At 66.0% G+C, this 17395-nt stretch carries 14 protein-coding genes; 5 read left to right on the forward strand and 9 right to left on the reverse strand.

What is annotated here, in order from left to right; genetic code table 11:
* Nucleotides 1-16: 16 nt before the first annotated feature.
* From ACOGXA_RS06385 to ACOGXA_RS06405, 5 genes are all read right to left on the reverse strand, one after another.
* Complete coding sequence (locus ACOGXA_RS06385) at nt 17-826, reverse strand: sulfite exporter TauE/SafE family protein (RefSeq protein ID WP_419926945.1); 810 nt, start codon at nt 824-826, stop codon at nt 17-19.
* A gap of 19 nt (nt 827-845) precedes the next feature.
* Entirely contained in the window at nt 846-2423 is a 1578-nt protein-coding gene (locus ACOGXA_RS06390; protein WP_419926438.1) for a FadD3 family acyl-CoA ligase, read from the reverse strand.
* Between the two features lie 46 nt (nt 2424-2469).
* The gene (locus ACOGXA_RS06395) at nt 2470-3627 is read right to left on the reverse strand and encodes a CaiB/BaiF CoA transferase family protein (protein WP_419926439.1); all 1158 of its coding nucleotides are present in this window, start codon (nt 3625-3627) and stop codon (nt 2470-2472) included.
* A gap of 93 nt (nt 3628-3720) precedes the next feature.
* Entirely contained in the window at nt 3721-5178 is a 1458-nt protein-coding gene (locus ACOGXA_RS06400; protein ID WP_419926440.1) for an ABC transporter substrate-binding protein, read from the reverse strand.
* Nucleotides 5179-5251: 73 nt separating this feature from the next.
* Nucleotides 5252-8260 carry an ABC transporter permease subunit gene (locus tag ACOGXA_RS06405; protein ID WP_419926441.1) on the reverse strand — a complete coding sequence of 1003 codons (3009 nt, stop codon included), beginning with the start codon at nt 8258-8260 and terminating at the stop codon, nt 5252-5254.
* Nucleotides 8261-8379: 119 nt separating this feature from the next.
* Here ACOGXA_RS06405 and ACOGXA_RS06410 point away from each other — a divergent pair, with 119 nt between their 5' ends.
* Both ACOGXA_RS06410 and ACOGXA_RS06415 read left to right on the forward strand, forming a co-directional pair.
* The gene (locus ACOGXA_RS06410) at nt 8380-9120 is read left to right on the forward strand and encodes a maleylpyruvate isomerase family mycothiol-dependent enzyme (RefSeq protein WP_419926442.1); all 741 of its coding nucleotides are present in this window, start codon (nt 8380-8382) and stop codon (nt 9118-9120) included.
* Nucleotides 9121-9370: 250 nt separating this feature from the next.
* Nucleotides 9371-10537, forward strand: a complete 1167-nt coding sequence (locus ACOGXA_RS06415) for an amidohydrolase family protein (RefSeq protein WP_419926443.1) — start codon at nt 9371-9373, stop codon at nt 10535-10537.
* A gap of 159 nt (nt 10538-10696) precedes the next feature.
* On the opposite strand, the gene ACOGXA_RS06420 is transcribed toward ACOGXA_RS06415, so the two are convergent.
* The 4 genes from ACOGXA_RS06420 to ACOGXA_RS06435 form a co-directional block, all read right to left on the reverse strand.
* Nucleotides 10697-11596, reverse strand: a complete 900-nt coding sequence (locus ACOGXA_RS06420; RefSeq protein ID WP_419926444.1) for a nucleotidyl transferase AbiEii/AbiGii toxin family protein — start codon at nt 11594-11596, stop codon at nt 10697-10699.
* Nucleotides 11597-11643: 47 nt separating this feature from the next.
* Nucleotides 11644-12075, reverse strand: coding sequence for a hypothetical protein (locus ACOGXA_RS06425; protein ID WP_419926445.1), 432 nt, complete (start codon nt 12073-12075; stop codon nt 11644-11646).
* Between the two features lie 330 nt (nt 12076-12405).
* Complete coding sequence (locus ACOGXA_RS06430; protein ID WP_419926446.1) at nt 12406-13146, reverse strand: NIPSNAP family containing protein; 741 nt, start codon at nt 13144-13146, stop codon at nt 12406-12408.
* 2 nt (nt 13147-13148) lie between these two features.
* A complete protein-coding gene (locus tag ACOGXA_RS06435; RefSeq protein ID WP_419926447.1) occupies nt 13149-13964 on the reverse strand; it encodes an enoyl-CoA hydratase/isomerase family protein in 816 nt (271 codons plus the stop codon).
* A 46-nt stretch (nt 13965-14010) separates the two neighbouring features.
* On the opposite strand from ACOGXA_RS06435, the gene ACOGXA_RS06440 reads away from it, so the two are divergent.
* The 3 genes from ACOGXA_RS06440 (at nt 14011) to ACOGXA_RS06450 (ending at nt 17382) form a co-directional block, all read left to right on the forward strand.
* A complete protein-coding gene (locus ACOGXA_RS06440) occupies nt 14011-14997 on the forward strand; it encodes an NADPH:quinone oxidoreductase family protein (protein ID WP_419926448.1) in 987 nt (328 codons plus the stop codon).
* Nucleotides 14998-15077: 80 nt separating this feature from the next.
* On the forward strand, nt 15078-16271 hold the full coding sequence (locus tag ACOGXA_RS06445; protein ID WP_419926449.1) for an LLM class flavin-dependent oxidoreductase: 1194 nt from the start codon (nt 15078-15080) through the stop codon (nt 16269-16271).
* A gap of 7 nt (nt 16272-16278) precedes the next feature.
* Entirely contained in the window at nt 16279-17382 is a 1104-nt protein-coding gene (locus ACOGXA_RS06450; RefSeq protein ID WP_419926450.1) for a phosphotransferase family protein, read from the forward strand.
* The last annotated feature ends 13 nt before the right edge of the window (nt 17383-17395 follow it).

Consider the following 17395-nt stretch of genomic DNA (forward strand, 5'->3'; position numbering starts at 1 on the left):
GACGGCAGCGGGTTTCTCATACTGCCTCTGCGGGCGGAAGAGCATCGTTGGCATGGCGCAGCATCTGCACCGCGCTGACGAAGAGCAAGATGGCGAACAGGTAGGCCGACAGCCGGGGACTGAGCTCGCTGGCCCCGAGTGCGCCGATGAACGCCGAGGCCACCCCAGAGGCGCCGACGACCAGGGCAGTCCTGGCATCGAGGTTGCCGCCTCGGCGGTTGCGCAGGGTGCCGATGATCGAAGTGGGGAGGATCACCAAGAGCGAGGTGCCCTTGGCGGCGGCATCCACGAACCCGAACAGCAGGATCATGGCCGGGATCATGATTACCCCCCCACCCACCCCCATAGTCCCCGACAGCAGTCCGGTGGCCAGGCCGCAGGCGACATAGGCAAGCGCCAGGCCCACCGTGATATCGCTGTGGCCGTCAGTTTCGGGGGCGACGGCCAAGAAGCGGGCCGCAGTGGCCAACAGCAGCAGGGCGAACCCGATCCGCAGCATCCGGATGGGCACGCTGTTCAGCAGCGAGGTGCCAACTGTGACTCCCACCGAGGACCCGGCGAAGATGAACAAGCCGGGCAGCCAGGCCACCGAGCCTTCCAGCAGGAACCCGCCGAGGGCGGATGCGGAGATGAGCACCATGGCCCCCAGCGAGGTGCCGTGGGCCCGGCGCTGATCCATGCCCAACAGCAAGACCAAGCAGGGAACCATGAGTATCCCGCCTCCAACACCGAACAGCCCCGACAAAAAGCCAGTGGCCACCCCAACCCAGACTGCTCCTGCCCGCGAACTGTTCATGCGAACAGGGCTAGGGCTCTGTCGGGGGATCTGCTTGGGTCCGGCGCGTTCACTCGGCGGCTGCTTGCTCGCGCAGCACGTACTTCAGCACTTTGCCCGAAGCGTTGAGGGGGAGGGCGTCGGCGAACCCCACTCTGCGGGGCACCTTGTAGTTGGCCATCTCCTGTCGGCACCAGGAGACAATCTCGTCTTCAGTGGGATCGGCGCCGGGGGCCGCCACCACGGTGGCCACCGCCACCTCGCCGAGCCGATCGTCGGGCACCCCGATCACCGCCACCTGGCCGATCTGGGGGTGGGCCAGCATGATGTTCTCGATCTCGGCTGGATAGGCGTTGAACCCGCCCACGATGAACATGTCCTTCTTGCGGTCGGTTATGTCGATGTTGCCCTGGGCATCCATAACACCGATGTCTCCGGTGTGCAGCCAGCCGTCGTCGTCGATGGCCTCTGCGGTCTGCTCGGGGTCGTCGAGGTAGCCGAGCATCACGTTGTAGCCTCGAATCACGATCTCGCCGGGCTCGCCCCGAGGCGCCTCGTTGCCATCGTCGTACACCACCCGCACCTCCACATCGGGGATTGCCCGGCCCGAAGTGCGGGCGATGGTCTCGGGGTCGTCGTCGTGGCGGCACATGGTGGCGATGCCCGAAGCCTCGGTGAGCCCGTAGCCGGTGACGATGGTCTCGAACCCCAGCCGGGCCCGCATCTGCACGATCATCTCCACGGGGATGGCGGCCGCCCCGGTCACCGCCAGTCGCAGGGTGGACATGTCGAAGCTGTCCAAATCGGGGTGGTTGAGGATGGTCTGGTAGATGGCCGGCGGTCCGGGGAGCATGGAGATGCGCTCCTCGGGAACCCGGGCCATCACCTGCGGGACGTCGAATACCGCATGGGGGATGTTGGTGGCCCCGGTCATGAGGCAGGCCAGGATGCCCGAGTTGAGGCCGAAGGCGTGAAAATAGGGGTTGATGATCAGGTAGCGGTCGCCGGCCCGCAGCCCTATCACCTCGCACCACGAGTTGAAGCCCCGACAGATGGCGGAGTGGATGAGCATGGCCCCTTTGGGCAGGCCGGTGGTGCCCGAGGTGAACATGATGTGGCAGAGGTCGTCGCCGCTCACCGCTGCCGCTCGGGCGTCGCCGTCGGCCTCGGCCACCTGTTCGGCCCGCTTCAGGAACTCGGCAAACCCAGTAGTCCCCTTGGGCACGGTGCCCCGCAGCACGACGATCTCATCGAGGCTCTGGCCGCCATCGGCGGCCCGCAGCAAAGACACGTAGTCGGTGTCCAAGAAGTCGGTGACGGTGAACAGTATGCGAGCGCCGGATCGCTGGAGGATGTAGTCGGCCTCCCGGCCTTTGAACCGGGTGTTCACCGGAACCAGCACACCCCCGGCCAAATGCACCCCCAGCCCGGCCACCACCCATTCCCAGATGTTGGGCGCCCAGACTGCCACCCGGTCGCCGGGCTCGATTCCCGAGGCCATCAGCGCCCGGGCCGAGGCTCGAATGCGGTCGCGCAGCTCGGGGAAGGTCCAGCGCACGTCGCCGTCCACCAGGGCCTCCAGCTCGGGAAACCGCCGGGCCGCGTCGTCAACCAACTCGCAGATAGTGGCCCACGATCCCTCGGACATGGCTGCGACCCTAATTCACTGCTTTCGGCTCAACGGAGTTGGCCGGCTAGTCGGCGGATCGGACTGCGCCTTGGTGGATGAGCTGGGCAATTTCGTGGGTGCCCAAGCCGAGATCGTCGGCCAATACCGAGCGGGTGTCCTCGCCCAGTCGAGCAGATCGGTGGGTGACTCCCACGGTGGCGCCGCTCATGGCGAAAGGTTTGGCCGGCACCGGGATGCCGGGGCGTATTTCGGCTATGAGTCCCCGGTCGGTGGCCCAATCGGTTGCGGCTAGCTCCGCTACCGAGCTGATGCGGGCCGCGGGCAGCGGTTGGCGCTCCACCACTTCGGCCAATTCCTCGTAGGTTGAAAAACCGGCCACCAGTCCTCGCAGCACGGCCAATGCCTCTTCACGGGTGGGTTGTTCGGGGCAATCGTCGGCATCGCCTCCCAGAGCGGCCACCCACCGGGGCAGCATGGTTTCAGGATTGCCGATCAGCGACACCGCCTGGCCGTCGGCGGTGCGGGCGATGGCGTAGTTCCAAGTGTCGAAATCCCTCGGCCCGTCGTAGCCCGAAATGTCGTTGCCCGCCTGGTCGTTGGCGTAGACGAGAGTCTCGGCCATAGCGATGTCGAGGTGCTGGCCGGTGCCGGTGTGCTCTCGCTGGTAGAGCGCGGCCAGCACCGCGGACACCGAAATGAACCCGGCGTAGAGATCGCCGTGCTGGTGGATTTCCTGGAGGGGATCCGCCTCCCGGAGGCGAGCGGCCAGCTCTATGGTGCCGGCCACGGCGTGCATCATGGGAGCGTGGGCTCGGCGATGGGTCCACGGCCCGGTCTGGCCGAATCCGGTTATGGAGCAGAACACCAGCCGGGGGTTGCGGGCCGACAGCTCATCATACGACAGCCCGTAACGGGCCATGACCCCGGGGCGGTAGTTCTCCAACAGCACATCGGCCCGATCGGCCAACGCGGCCACCAGCTCGGGGGCGCCTTCAGCCTTGAGGTCGACGCAGATGTTGCGCTTGCCCGCGTTCATGTGGCTGAACGTGATCCCTATACCGTCGGAGTCCACCGGCGGGACCGGCCGGGTTAGGTCGCCGGTGGGGGGCTCCACTTTGATGACGTCGGCGCCCAGGTCGGCCAGCACCCGTCCGCAGATCGGCCCGGAGAAGATCCGGGTGAGGTCCACCACCCGAATGCCGTCCAGCGGCCCGCCGGTCATCGCCGACTAGAAGCCGCAGACGCGGCCGTGCCCGACCCGCCGCCGGTGGGGCAGCCGATCGGGCACGGCACAGTCTTTATTGACTCAGATGGATTAGCGGCCGGGGTCGCCGTAACAGACGAACGGGTGAGCCACCACGTAGTCGGCATCCACCACTTGCACCATGCCGGTGCAGTCAGGGGCGACCACGTGGTCGGCCGGCCACTTCACCGGGCCGAGGGCGCCGGACTGCTGGGTGGTCTCGAAGCCGTCGATGTTGACCGCCTGGTAGAAGCTGGCGGTATTCAGATCCTCGCCCGCGGCGGCGATCATCTGGATCATCAGGTCAGCCGACCAATAGCCCACCAGGCTGCCGAAGCCGGGGAAGGCCCCGACTTCTTCATAGTCGGCCAGAAGCTGCTGGATGGCCGGCTCGGAGTCGTCTATCGGGGGCACCTGGGTCACGGCGTAGCCGCCTTCCAAAGCCTGGCCCAAGTCGGGGCTGGACCCGGGGAGGCCGGGAACGTAGGTCAGGTAATCAGCCACCGGGCCCTCATATCCCGAAGCGGCGATAGTCGCCTTGAGGGTGATGGCACCGGCGAAGTCGGTGGAGAGAATCACCAAGTCGGGCTCGTGCTCTAGCACTGTGTTCACGAATCGGGTGGGATCGGTGATGCCCCCTGCGGTCTGGGTGGGCACGAAATCGTTGAAGGCCAGCTTGCCGGCCCACAGGGTTTCGTACAGCGCATGGCCGGCGCGTCCGGCGTCGTCATCGCTGTTGAAGATGCCGACCACTATGTCCTCTGTGCCGAAGAAGTCGTACCAGATGTTCTGGACCGACACGAGGGGATCAGCACCCTCGACCCCGAAGGCAAAGCCGCTAAGGCAGCCGTTGAACCCGAAGCCCCAGTCGTTGGGAGCGCAGAAGCCGGGCATGAATCCCCAGCCGGTGAACGGCACCTGGTTCTCGGCCAGGTAGTCGGTGGTCTGGGGAAGCGAAACCGCCGAGGTGACCATGATGCCGAAGACCTCGTCGTTCTCCACCATGCTGCGGGCCCCCTCGAAGTTGGCCTGCGGATCGCTGCCGTCGTCCACGTACTGGACCAACTCGACCTGCCGACCGCCGGGCAGCTCCCCGTCGCGGTTGGCCCGTCCGAGGCGGGCATTAATGCCGTCAGTGAATCCGCCGTAGAGCGCATCCTGGGTCATCGCACCGAGGCGCACAGTGTCGTCGCTTACACCCCGGGTGGAGGGCTCGAAGTCAACCTCGTAGGAAAATGCGCCCCAAGTGCGAGAGGTTGCCATCTCACCGTCGTCCATCGACTCATCGTCCATCGGCTCTTCATCGTCCATCGGCTCATCGTCCATGGGCTCTTCATCGTCCATCGGCTCATCGTCCATGGGCTCTTCATCGTCCATCGACTCGTCATCGTCCATCGGCTCGTCTTCGGCCGCGGGTGCCGGGGGCTGGGCAGCCCCATCGCCGTCGTCATCGTCGTTGCCGCAAGCGGCTACCACCAACGTGAATGCAGCCAAGAGCGCGAGAAGCTTGTACAGCAAGGATTTCTTCATGTCCCCCTCCGAATGTTGGGCTTCCGACATAGTAGGACAGAGGCTCGCGGCTGTCACCCTCGCTGGGCCGGTGTCAAGAAGAAGTTGATTCTCCGAGGTAGGCAGCGTCGAGCTGGTCGTGGTCCACTTCGGAGCGGGGGCCGTGCCAAGTGATGTGGCCCAAGCTGATGAACGCCACCGAGTCGGCTATCTCCAGCACGTCGCGGGCCTTCTCCTCCACCAACAGCAGAGCCACGCCCCGCTCCTTGAACTCAACGAACAGCTCGAGGATCTGATTGACGATCAACGGGGCCAGCCCCAGCGAAGGCTCGTCGGCGATCAGCACCTCGGGGGGATGGGCCAACAGCGGCGCCAGGGTGAGGATCTGCTGCTCTCCCCCCGACAAGTTGCCGGCAAGCTGGTTCTGGCGCTCCCCCAGGATGGGGAACCGATCGCAGCACAGCTCCCGGTCGGCGGGGTCGGGCAGCCAGAGCTGCAAGTTCTCGCGCACGGTCAGGCCGCTGAAGATGCCCCGGGCCTCGGGGGCCAACACCACGCCCCGACGGGCCCGGCGATGACTTCGCAAGCCGGTGATGTCTTCTCCGTCCAATCGAATCGCGCCATGGGTGGCGGCCAGCAGGCCCGATGCCACCGCACAGGTGGTGGACTTGCCCGCGCCGTTGGGTCCCAAAAGGGCAGTGATCTCGCCGCGGGGAACAGACAGGTTGATCCCGTGGAGGGCCTCCACCAACCCGTAGCTGGCCCGCACGTCAACCAACTCCAACGCCGGCGGATGGTCGCCAACGTACTGGTCGCCCGATGGCTCGGCTGACTCAGGAATCTCGGAAGGCTCGGAGGCGACCATGACCGCGGCCGGTGCAGTGGCAGCTACTGGGGCCCGCTTGCCGTCGAATCCTCCCGCACTCCAAGCCGCGATCCGCCTGCGCCAGGCGTCGCGGCGGGCTCGGTTCTGCGCGGCGGTGAACGCCAATATTCCATCAGGCTCGCGGGCAAGTTGCATGGCGCCGAGGCCGAACATGAAGGCGGTGATGTTGCGGGCCTCGTCGTACTGGTCGAACCCGTCCCAGTCGATGGGGTACCAGGAGTACACCCGGGCCAGGCAGATGAAGGCCAGTACCGCCAACACGCCGAGTATGGGGGGCGAGAACGGCAGCCCGACTTGGCGATCCCGGATAGCGGTGGCCACCGCCGCCGCCCCGAAAACCGACGCCACCAGCACAACGTGCCACGACTCCATCCACTCCCAGTGCCAACCGGTGCCGAATGTGTGGCCGCTGGCCGCCACCATGATGCCGGCCATGACCGCGGCGCCGGGCCGGCGGATACCGACCAAGATCACCACGGCCAGCCAGAACAGCCCGGCTTGAGTAGTCGCAGTGAACGGGGTCACATTGCCGATGAACGTGGCGAAGAACACCCCGCCGAACCCGGCCAACAGCGCGGAGAGGGCAAACACCGCCAGCTTGGTGCGGACCACCGAGTGGCCCGAGGTGGCCGCGGCGGGCTCGGAGTTGCGCACCGCGATGATGGCCCGACCGGTGACCGAGCGCTGGAGGTTCCGCACCAACCAGGCCGCGGCCAGCACCAGAATCACCAGCAGCACCGCAAGGGATTTCTCATCCTCGAAGTCGAAAGGGCCCAGCTCGGGGCGGGGGATGTCCCACCCTTTGGTGCCTTGGCCGTTTTTGAACCAGCTCCACTCGAACAGCACCCGCTCGCTCATGAAGGCCATCGCCAGGGTGGCCAGGGCCAGCGGCAAGCCGCCCAACCGCAGAGCGGGAAGGGCCACGATGACTCCAAGCACTCCGGCGATTATCACGCCCACGACCAGCGCGGGAATGAACGGCAGCCCGGTCTTGTCCAAGATCAGGCCGGCGGTCATGGCGGCCATGGTCACGAATGCGGCTTGGGCCAGGCTGACCATGCCGCCAAGGCCGGTGAGCAGCACCCAGGACATGAACACCAAGCCAAAGGCCAGGCCCGTGACCCACAGTCCCAGCCAGAACTGGTCGGCGAACACGAAGACCTGAAGCACGATGAACGCCGCGCCCAGCACCCAGGGCAGGCGCACCCGCCACGCGGGGAGGTCGCTGGTGTAGTCGGTTGCGGGGGGGGCGTCGGCCACCACCCCGCTGCGGCGGGTGCGCTCCCGGGCCATGAATAGCAGTCCAACCAACAGCACCACAAACGGCACTGAGTTCTTGAAGCCGCGGATGTCCTGGGCGAAAGTGGCGTACTTGCCCACCCAGCTGGTGACCACTCCCAAGGCCACGCCACCGGCAAACGCCAGCGGTATGGATCGAAGTCCGCCCACCACCGCGGCCGCGGTGGCGATGAACATGAACACGTTGTACTGATTGGAATCGAGCGAGTTGAACACCGGGGCGCCGACCACTCCGGCCAGCCCGGCCAGCATGGTGCCGATGATCCAGGCGGCCGACGAGGTGAATGACTCGCTGACCCCCCGCAATCCAGCCAGGTCGGGGCGGTCCACCGCCGCCCGCATCTGAAGGCCAAGGCGGGTGTGGCGCATCAGCGCCCACAGCGCCACCGCGACAACCACCGCCACCACCAGCACCGCATACTGGTTGCTGGTGATGCGCAGATCGAAACTGCCCAGGGGTCGGTAGGTATAAGTCTCGCTGGGCACCTTCCACACCCCGGGAGTGAGGAATACATAGTCGGTGCTCCGGAGACCCCAATTCCACGTCTTGGTGCCCAAGTCGACGATCAAGTCGGTGAGCGCGGGCAAGGCCACCAGAATCCCGATGGTGGCCATGACCTTGGCCGCGTCGTTGGCCCGGGCTAGGGGCCGGAATACCGCCACGTTCAGAAGCTGGCCCAGCAGCGGGCAGAACACCACCACTACGAGGAAGAACGACAGCAGCCGCATACCCAGGCTCTCGATGCCCAGGGCATTGATGAGTTGAAAATAGAGCACCGCCGAGGTGTAGGCGATCCCCCCGTAGGCCAGGTTGAAAATGCCGGTTGAGGTGTAGCTGAGCGTGAGCCCAGCGGCGATCAGCGAGTAGATGGCACCGGTAATGGCCCCGCTCACTAGCAAATTGATGAACTCGCCCACCCGATTATTTCCCCCTGTACTATTCGACCTGCGCCACTCTAGTGGCCTGCCTCGATCAGTACATTCGTTGGCCCGACCGCTGCCGGGCAACCCCCAACCTCGATCAGTACATTCGTTGCATGGACGACGTGTTGTTGGAGGACCTCGCCGCGGAGCATCAGGTGTTGGACGACCTGGTTGCGTCCCTGTCACCGGAAATGTGGGCCAAACCAACGCCGTCGCCGGGGTGGACGCTGGCCCACCAGATCCACCACCTCGATGTGAGCGAGGATGCCGCCTTGCTGGCGCTTACCGGCCACAGCGATCAAGTGTTCTCCCCCACCGGCCGCTGGCCCGACCGCCCCCTGCCCGACGATCCGACCGAAGCGCTGGACAACTGGCGGTCATCTCGGGCAGCCAGCTTTGAGGCAATGGCCGTTCTCGATGCCAAGGCCCCCGTGATCTGGGGCAACGGCCCCATGACCTGCCGCTCCTTCGCCACCGCCCGGCTCATGGAGACCTGGGCCCACGGCCTCGACTGCTTCACCACCGCGGGCATCGAGCCGACGGACACCGACCGTCTCCGCCATGTGGCCCACATCGGCTATCGAGCCCTCCCCTACGCCTTCCAAAGCCAAGGAGTAACTCCCCCGGCCCTCCTGTCAGAGCTCCGCCTGGACCTGACCTCCCCGTCGGGCGATACATGGACCTACGGCGAACCCCACGCGCCCCAATCCATCACCGGCCCAGCCAGCCACTGGTGCCGAGTATCCACCCGCCGCATGAATCCCAAAGACTCCGACCTAATCGCCACCGGCCCCCTAGCTAACAAAGTGTTAAAGGTGGCCCGCGCTTACCTATCCGACGGAGCAACCCCCTAACCAACAACAACCAGTCGATTGCTCGGGCTATGCCGGTAGGCGGGGCGGCGGGCCAAACATATGGGTCGTGGTGGTGGGTGGCCCGGCTCAGGGCGCCCGCCGCCCGCAGCTCTGCGAGGACGGCGGGCTGGGCCGGGACAGGCCCCGCCACCACGACCCCGTCAAAACCAGCCCGCCGCCCCGCCGGTTCGCTCCACAAGACAGAACCCGCCACCAAGCCAACCAAACCAAAATCGTGCCAAACTAAACCATGACCGCAACCCGAGATCAGCTTCGAGTAATCGACGTCGACACGCATTTGACCGAGCCCCACGACCTGTGGAGCAGCCGGGCGCCAGCGGCCTACGCCGACCGGCTGCCGAGGGTCGCCGATGTGGACGGACGGCCCCACTGGATCCTCGACGGGGAGCCGCTGGGCTTCGCCACCGCCAGCGGCGTGGTGCGCCCCGACGGCAGCAAGGCGTTGGGCACCGACTTCTTCGGCTGGACCATCGACGAAATCCACCCCGGGGCCTATGACATGGACGCCCGAGTGGAGGTCATGGATGAGCTCGGCATCCACGCCCAGATCATCTATCCCAACCTGGCCGGCTTCGGCAGCCAGAAGTTCGGCCAGATCGAGGACGTGGAACTCAAGCGGCTGTGCGTGTCGGTGTACAACGACGCCATGGCCGAGATCCAGGAGAGCTCCGGAGAGCGGCTGTTCCCAATGGGGCTGATCCCGTGGTGGGACATAGACGGTTCGCTGGCCGAGGCCGAGCGCATCGTGGGCCTGGGCCTGCGGGGCATCGTGATGTGCAGCGATCCGCAGCTGCGGGGGCTGCCCGATCTGGGCGAGGAGCCGTGGCGGCCGCTTTGGGAGTTCTGCTGCGACCACGAGCTGCCGGTGAACTTCCACATCGGGGCCAGCGAGAGCTCGATGGGCTGGTTCGGCACCTCGCCGTGGCCGTCGCAGGGCGACGATCAGAAGCTGGCCATCGGCTCAGCCATGATGTATCTGACCAACGCCCGGGTGCTGGCCAACCTGATCTTCTCCGGCGTGCTGGAGCGGCACCCGATGCTCAAGATCGTGTCGGTGGAGTCGGGCATCGGCTGGATCCCGTTCGTGCTGGAGTCGCTGGACTATCAGATGGACCAGCTCCGCACTGACGTGCAGGCCAAGTTCAGCCTGCGGCCCAGCGAGTATTTCCGCCGCCAGATGTTCGGCTGCTACTGGTTCGAGGACCTGTCCCCCGACCTGCTCATCAACCAGATCGGCCCCGACAACGTGCTGTTCGAGACCGACTTCCCCCACCCCACCTGCCTGTACCCCTACGGCCTCGAACAAGCCTCAGATGCCCTCAGCGACGTCGACGACGATGTAGCCCGCAAGGTGCTCCAAGACAACGCCGCCGACCTGTACAAGATCGCGGTCTAGCTAGCTGAATAAGACTGCCCAAGTACTCGTAATTGGAGCCTGCGCGTACTTGTGGGAACACTTGGGAATGCCCTCCGATCCTCAATAAGAGCGGGCTTGGGAGCGAGGTTCCCTCTTGCTTTGACGCAAGCCAATTTGCTGAGAGCACACCACGCTCAACTACAGGCTGGTGCCGGTAGCGACGACAAGGTCACAGCACTCATCTAGCGTTGGCTTCTCTTCGGCGGGGCCCCACACAAGCTGGTCGAGCACCTGTCGTTGGTATGCCTCTCGCACTGCGCGTGTTCTTGCAGAAAAGGCGGGAGACGCACCAAACCCGCCAGATGGTCGTGGCGACGTGTCCAAGCCGGCAGCAATGGTAAACGTCTCTACCTCTCGTGCAAGGGCGTCGCACGGCCAAACTGTGAGAGCCGACAACGTGGAGGCGTCATTAAGGAGGCACCAGACGTCGTAGTAGTGGCGTGCAAGACGGATCCGTTCCGCCCTGTCGCCCAGCACGGCGGCATGGTGGAGAATCATCAACTTCTCTACCAAAGTCCGGGCAGTGTGAAGTACTCGTATCTGGAACGAAGCCGCCTCTTCAAATCCCATGTCAAGACCCACGTCGCGGCCGTTTTCGGCAATGAGCGAGCCGATAGTCATCGCTTCTGCGGGAAGCGTGCCGCCCCGCGCGCCCAACTCCAAGAGGACACTAGGACGCAAGCCGCCTTGGCGGTGCCTGACCGGATACTCAAAGCAGGTCGTCCGCTTGCGACCCTTCGTAGCAGTAGTGGCGTCAACGGCTCCCTCGACCCCAAGAGCCTTGCCGACTGCCGCCGTAATGGCCTTCAAGCATCGGTCGGCGGCATCTTTCGAATCTCCCGGAACCACGACTAACAGGTCAATGTCTTCAGAGAATCGACGGATCAGGCGGTGGGCCTTCGACAGGCTCGTCCCGCCCTTGAATACAATCGTGGTCTTCTCACTGGCGGCCCGCGCAGCCGCAGCCCGCAAGGCCTCGGTGACCCAAAAGTCCTTTTCCACATGAGCAGCAGGGATACCCGTGCTCTCTTCAATCACCGATGCTGCGATCCCCACGGCCCCCGGGTCTTCGCGGAGTCGCCACCTCATATGGTCAAGCTCATAGCCAACGGCGGTGTGGACCCGATCAGATCGCTCCACCGCCGCCGCGTCTCCACGTGAGGCTCATCGCCGATCTGCTCGTCAACCAACCGCGGGCGCATCTCTCCGCGGTCGACGAGACCTCCGACAGCCACGGCGACCGCGGCCCACGGGTGTTCGACCACTGCTGGGCCTGCCCGCAGAACTTCGATCAACGCCACTTCGGTGGGCCACAGTTCGCGCAGCAGCCGACCCAAAGACCGCTGGCTGAAACGGACGGCCTCCCATCCCTTGGGCACCCGAGTTGGAACCGCGGCTTCAAATGTCGCTGGCACCTGCGTGGTCAGGCCGAGCCAATGAGCGGCAGCAACTCCCGCCGGACCTGATCCTGGTCCACCCACCTCCAAGGCAACCTCCCCCACCGTTGGACGAGACATCCCAAGCCGCGTTGAGACCCCCTTCCAGTACAAGCCCTTGCGAACCCGCACCAACCCCCCAGATGCACACAACCTCGACAGGGCCGTGTCAACCGCGCCTCGCGGCGCGTCGAAGTCTCTCGCACACACAAACGAGTGCGCTGGCAATGATCCGACCACCTCATCGACCATCGAAGAAACCGAACTCTTCATGACAGGAAAATGTAGCGATATTCTGCCACAAGTTCAAGCACTCTATTGTCTGCCTGGGCACCATATCCGCGGAAGCGCGGGAAACGTCTGTGCGCAAGTTGGGGATTGATGCGGGCCTGGCTGGCACCACCGAATCCGCTAGAGATCCACGTAGTCGATCCGGTCGCTGCGGTGGGGTTGGCGGCTGGTGCGGAAGGGGCTGAGGGGGGCGTCGACCAGCAGGAATCGGTGCCAGCCTTCCACTAGGTGGTTGATCCCGGCCTGCCACCGGGCCAAGCCCGGGTCGGCGCGCTGAGCCTTCTCGAAGGCGGCCCAGGCCTCCCAGGTGGGGATGGCCCACAGCAAGAATGCCTCATCGTCGGCCACCATGGCCGTCTCCCACGCGCCGGCCAGCTCCCAGCCGAAGGGGCCATAGGCGGCAACGGCGTCGGTGCGCACCCGCTCCAGGAACTCGGCTGACGCGCCCCGCTTGAGGCTCACCTGCTCGTGGGCGTAGCACTCGCCGGTCACCCCGTCGGCGCATAGTTCTTCAATAGTCCTGGTCCAGGGGGCGGGCACCAGCAGCCGGTCGGTGCCCGAGCGGCGGTAGTCGGCCGCCTGGGACCACCACTTGGCCAGCTTGGGGTCTTGCATGCCGGCGCCCTGGCATTCGTGGCGGAACGAGGTGGCCATGGCGTCCCAGCCGTCTTCCTCCCACAGGTTCAGCACCTGGGGCCAACCCCTGGTGGTGCCCACGATGCCCCAAACCCCGTAGCAGAGCTGGTGCCGCTCGTCTTGGGCTATGGGCGACCAGTTGGCCGTCATGTGGTGCATGTAGTTGGCCCGGTTCTGGCCGATGATGTCGATGAACTCGTGGATGTAGAGCTTGTGGTTGGCCACGGTCAGCCCTTTTCGCCGCGGTTGAAGTCCGGGGTGCGCTTGTTCAAGAAGGCATCCACCGCCTCCCGGTGGTCGTCGGTGTCGAAGGTGATGGCCTCTAGCGCGAAGGCCAAGTCGTACAGGCGGTTCACCCGGTCTTCCAGCTCCTTGTTGCACAGCCGCTTGTTGAACTCGATGGCGTGGCGGGGACCGGCGGCCAGCCGCCGGGCCATGGCGACCGCCGCCGACAGCACCTCGTCGGCGGCTACCACATGGTTGACCAGCCCGAAGCGCTCGGCCTGAGCGGCGTCGAGCAGGTCGCCGGTCATGAGCAGCTCCTTGGCCCGGTTGAGCCCCACCAAAAGCGGCCACAGCACCGCTCCCCCGTCGCCGGACACCAGTCCGGCATTCACATGGGGGTCGCCGATGCGGGCGGCGTCGCTCAGGTAGACGATGTCGCAGAACAAGGCCAGCGACGCGCCCAGCCCGATGGCGTGGCCGTTGACCGCAGCCACCATCGGCTGGCGAACCCGAAGCGCGCCCCGGGCGATGTCGATGCCGTCGTCGAGCAGGTCGGGGCGGCCTTCGGGATAGCCGGTTTCCAGGTTCTCCTCCATCACGGCGAAATCGGCGCCGACGCAGAACGACCGGCCCGCGCCGGTGAGCACCACCGCCCGCACACCGGCGTCGGCGGCGATGCGGCGGTACAGGTCTCGCAGGTCGAGGTGCATCTGCTTGTCGAGGCCATTGCCCCGGTCAGGCCGGTTCAAGGTGGCGGTGAGCACTCCGGAGGAGTCGATTTCGGTGGCGATGGTTTCCAACCCGTAGCGATCGGCCATGGGGTTAGCTTCGCACTTTGCGGTCCAGGTGGGGAAAGCTAGACGGATGCGAGCTTGGGTGGTTGAGGGATCGGGTGCACCGGAAGAGGTGCTGCGGCTGACCGGCAGGGACGCCCCCGACCCCGGGGAGGGGACGTTTTCGATGGAGGTGGGGGCAGTGGGCGTCGGCCTACCCGATGTGTTCATGTGCCGGGGGGTGTATCCGCTGGGCCCTTCGGAGGGATCGTTCACCCTCGGCCAAGAGGTGTGCGGGACCGTCGTCGAGGCGGGCGACGGAGTAGCCCTGGAACCCGGCCAGCGGGTCATGGCCGTCACCTCCTTCCAGACCGGCGACGGCGGTTTCGCCGAGCGCTGCCTCGGACTGGGCGCCTCCGCGTTCACGGTGCCCGACTCCATGGACGACGCCGCCGCGGCCGGATTCCTGATCCCCTACCACACCGCCTGGATCGGCCTCGTCCGCCGGGGCGGGCTGGCGCCGGCCGAAACGCTGCTGGTGCTGGGCGCGGCCGGGGGCACCGGGGCGGCCGCCTGCTCGCTGGGCGCGGCGCGGGGAGCGAGGGTGATCGGGGTGGCCGGCGGGCCGGAGCGCTGCGAGGTGGCGGCCGCCTTCGGCGCCCACCAGACCGTGGACCACCGGGCTGGCGACATCGCCGCCGCGGTCATGGATCTGACCGACGGGCGAGGGGTCAACGTGGTGTACGACCCGGTGGGGGGCGACGCCTATACCGCGGCCTCCCGATGCGTGGCCCGCGACGCCCGCATCGTGCTCATCGGGTTCGCCAGCGGCGAGTGGGCGCCGGTGAATGTTCGCCACATGGTGCAGCGCAACTACTCGGTGGTGGGGGCCATCCCGTCGCGCTACAGCCGACAGGAGCGGCTGGCCGACCATGCTGAGCTGAGCGCCCTGTGGGATGCCGGCAGCATTCGGTCGGTGGTCACCGCCACCTACCCGTTCGAGGAACTGCCCGAGGCCATGAGCGCCCTCGAGTCTCGCAAAGTGATCGGCCGAGTGGTGCTGAATGTGGGCGGCTGATTGCCGACGGTGGGCAATTTCGACCCCGCGAGAAGTAGTCTGCGGGCCCAAGCAGCAAAGGCAATAGCGGGAGGACCACCGTGGAGTTCGCCATTTTCTTGCAGGGATCGCCTCGCCGGGGCGGGGCTCGGAGCCCCTTCTGGGAGCATCAGTCCTTTGAGAACGAACTGGAGATCGTGCGGGTAGCCGACCAGCACAACTGGAAGTACGTGTGGGTGAGCGAACACCACTTCCTGGAGGACTACTCCCACACCTCGGCCAGCGAGGTGTTCATGGCCTACTCCTTCGCCCAGACCTCCCAGATCCACATGGGGTCGGGCATCTTCAATCTCAATCCGATCGTGAACCACCCCATCAAGCTGGCCGAGCGGGTGGCCATGCTCGACCACATGAGCAAGGGGCGCTTCGAGTTCGGCACCGGCCGGGGGGCGGGCAGCCACGAGATCGGCGGCTTCGGCCTCGACCCGTCCAACACCAAGGCCAACTGGGACGAGGTGATCTGGGAGTTCAAGAAGATCTGGGGCAGCACCGCCTACTCCCACCCCGACGGCGCCGCCTTCCAGACCCCCGACACCGGCACCTGGGGCACATTCAATGTGCTGCCCAAGCCCTACTGCCACTCGCATCCGCCCATGTGGGTGGCGGCGGGCAACACCCCCACCTACGAGAAGGCCGCCCGTCACGGCCTCGGCGTGCTGGGATTCAACGTGTCGGCCATCTACGACATGGCCCCCCATGTGGAGGCCTACAAGAGCGCCATCGCATCCGCCGAGCCCGCGGGCGAGTACGTGAACGACAACGTGATGATCGCCAACGGCCTGGTGTGCCTGGAAGACGGGCAGCAGGCCCGCCGGCTGGTGGTCGAGCAGATGCAGCTCAGCTACCTCCAGTCGCTGGTGTTCAAGTACCACGACACCTTCCCCAAGCCCGAGGGCCTGCCGACCTATCCCGAGCTGGTTCCCGAGCCCACGCTGGAGGATGTGGAGGAGCGCATCGAAGCCGGTTTCTTGCTGTGCGGCGACCCCGACGAGGTGCTGGAGCAGGTGAAGCGCTACGACGAGATCGGCTGCGATCAGGTGTCGTTCGGCTTCCCCATCCAACTCGACCACGAGCACGTCTTGGAGACCATCCGCCTCTTCGGCACCCATGTGATCCCCAAACTGGACAAAGACCCGCTGCACCGCAGCACCCGCCAGCGGATCGAGCACGGCGGCCCCCTGGAGATGACACCCGACCCGCTATACGAGGTTCCCCGAGCCGAGGAATACAACTAGTCGGTCAATGAGCGATTCCGGCCCAGACATCCTGGGATTGCGCAACGACCGATCCGAGCTGCGAGAACCGCTGGCCCGATGGCTGGCCCCACGGCTGGGGGCTTCCAGTGTGGACGTCGGCCCCTTCGAGGCGCCGTCGGGGGGATATTCGGCGGAGACGCTGCTGTTCGACGCCTCCGTGGATCGGGGCGCTGGTCCGGCTGTCGAGCGCTACGTGGTCCGCCGAGAGCTGCCCGAGCCGCCGGTGTACCCCCAGCAGGCCCCTGGAGAGCTGGATGTGGAAGTGGACATCCAATACCGTGTCATGGCCGCGGTAGCCGACCACAGCAACGCCCCCATCGCGCCGCTGATCGGGTACGAAGCCGACGACTCTGTGCTCGGCGGGCCGTTCTTCGTAATGGGTTTTGTGGACGGCGACATCCCCCGGGAAGATCCCATCTACACCAGTGCGGGCTTCTTCTTCGATGCTCGGCCGGAACAGCGCCGCCATCTGGTGGACCGGGGGCTGCGGACCCTGGCCCAGATCCACGCCATCGATTGGGAGGCGGCCGATCTCGGTTGGCTGGTGGCCACCGGTGCCCGGCCGGGCACCGGCACCCAGGTGCGGATCTGGCAGGACTATGCCAACCGGGAGCTGAACGGCCGAGACCACCCGGTGCTGGAGGCCGGGTTCGCCTACCTGCACGAGAACATGCCCTCCAACGACGGGCTGTGCCTGAACTGGGGCGACGGTCGTCCCGGCAACATCATCTGGCAGGACTTCGAGCCGGCCTGTGTCACCGACTTCGAGGCGGCCTGCATCGCCTCGCCGCTGGTCGACCTGGGGTGGTGGCTCATGTTCGACCGGTGGTCGCATGAGCACATGGGCGACCAGCCCCGCCTTGAGGGCGAGCCCACCCGGGCCGAACAGCGTGATCTGTATGCCGCCCACGCGGGCCATGACCCAGGAGACACCACCTGGTACGAGGTCTTCGCCGCGGCCCGCTACACCGCCATCGTGGTGAGGGTGATGAACCGCACCGTGTTGCGGGGCGAGATGCCCGCCGACAACCCCTTCTGGCTGGAGAACCCCTCCAGCGACTGCCTCAGAGCCCTGCTGGACGAGCTCTGAGCCCGGTCGGCCA

Origin of the sequence: Candidatus Poriferisocius sp., from assembly GCF_965208475.1 — a bacterium.
GTDB lineage: Bacteria > Actinomycetota > Acidimicrobiia > Acidimicrobiales > Bin134 > Poriferisocius.

What these genes read in the sequence shown, in the direction of transcription:
- ACOGXA_RS06390 (WP_419926438.1), bottom strand. Translation starts at nt 2,423, where the DNA reads ATGTCCGAGGGATCGTGGGCCACTATCTGCGAGTTGGTTGACGACGCG.
- ACOGXA_RS06395 (WP_419926439.1), bottom strand. Translation starts at nt 3,627, where the DNA reads ATGACCGGCGGGCCGCTGGACGGCATTCGGGTGGTGGACCTCACCCGG.
- ACOGXA_RS06400 (WP_419926440.1), bottom strand. Translation starts at nt 5,178, where the DNA reads ATGAAGAAATCCTTGCTGTACAAGCTTCTCGCGCTCTTGGCTGCATTC.
- ACOGXA_RS06410 (WP_419926442.1), top strand. Translation starts at nt 8,380, where the DNA reads ATGGACGACGTGTTGTTGGAGGACCTCGCCGCGGAGCATCAGGTGTTG.
- ACOGXA_RS06415 (WP_419926443.1), top strand. Translation starts at nt 9,371, where the DNA reads ATGACCGCAACCCGAGATCAGCTTCGAGTAATCGACGTCGACACGCAT.
- ACOGXA_RS06425 (WP_419926445.1), bottom strand. Translation starts at nt 12,075, where the DNA reads ATGTCTCGTCCAACGGTGGGGGAGGTTGCCTTGGAGGTGGGTGGACCA.
- ACOGXA_RS06435 (WP_419926447.1), bottom strand. Translation starts at nt 13,964, where the DNA reads ATGGCCGATCGCTACGGGTTGGAAACCATCGCCACCGAAATCGACTCC.
- ACOGXA_RS06440 (WP_419926448.1), top strand. Translation starts at nt 14,011, where the DNA reads ATGCGAGCTTGGGTGGTTGAGGGATCGGGTGCACCGGAAGAGGTGCTG.
- ACOGXA_RS06450 (WP_419926450.1), top strand. Translation starts at nt 16,279, where the DNA reads ATGAGCGATTCCGGCCCAGACATCCTGGGATTGCGCAACGACCGATCC.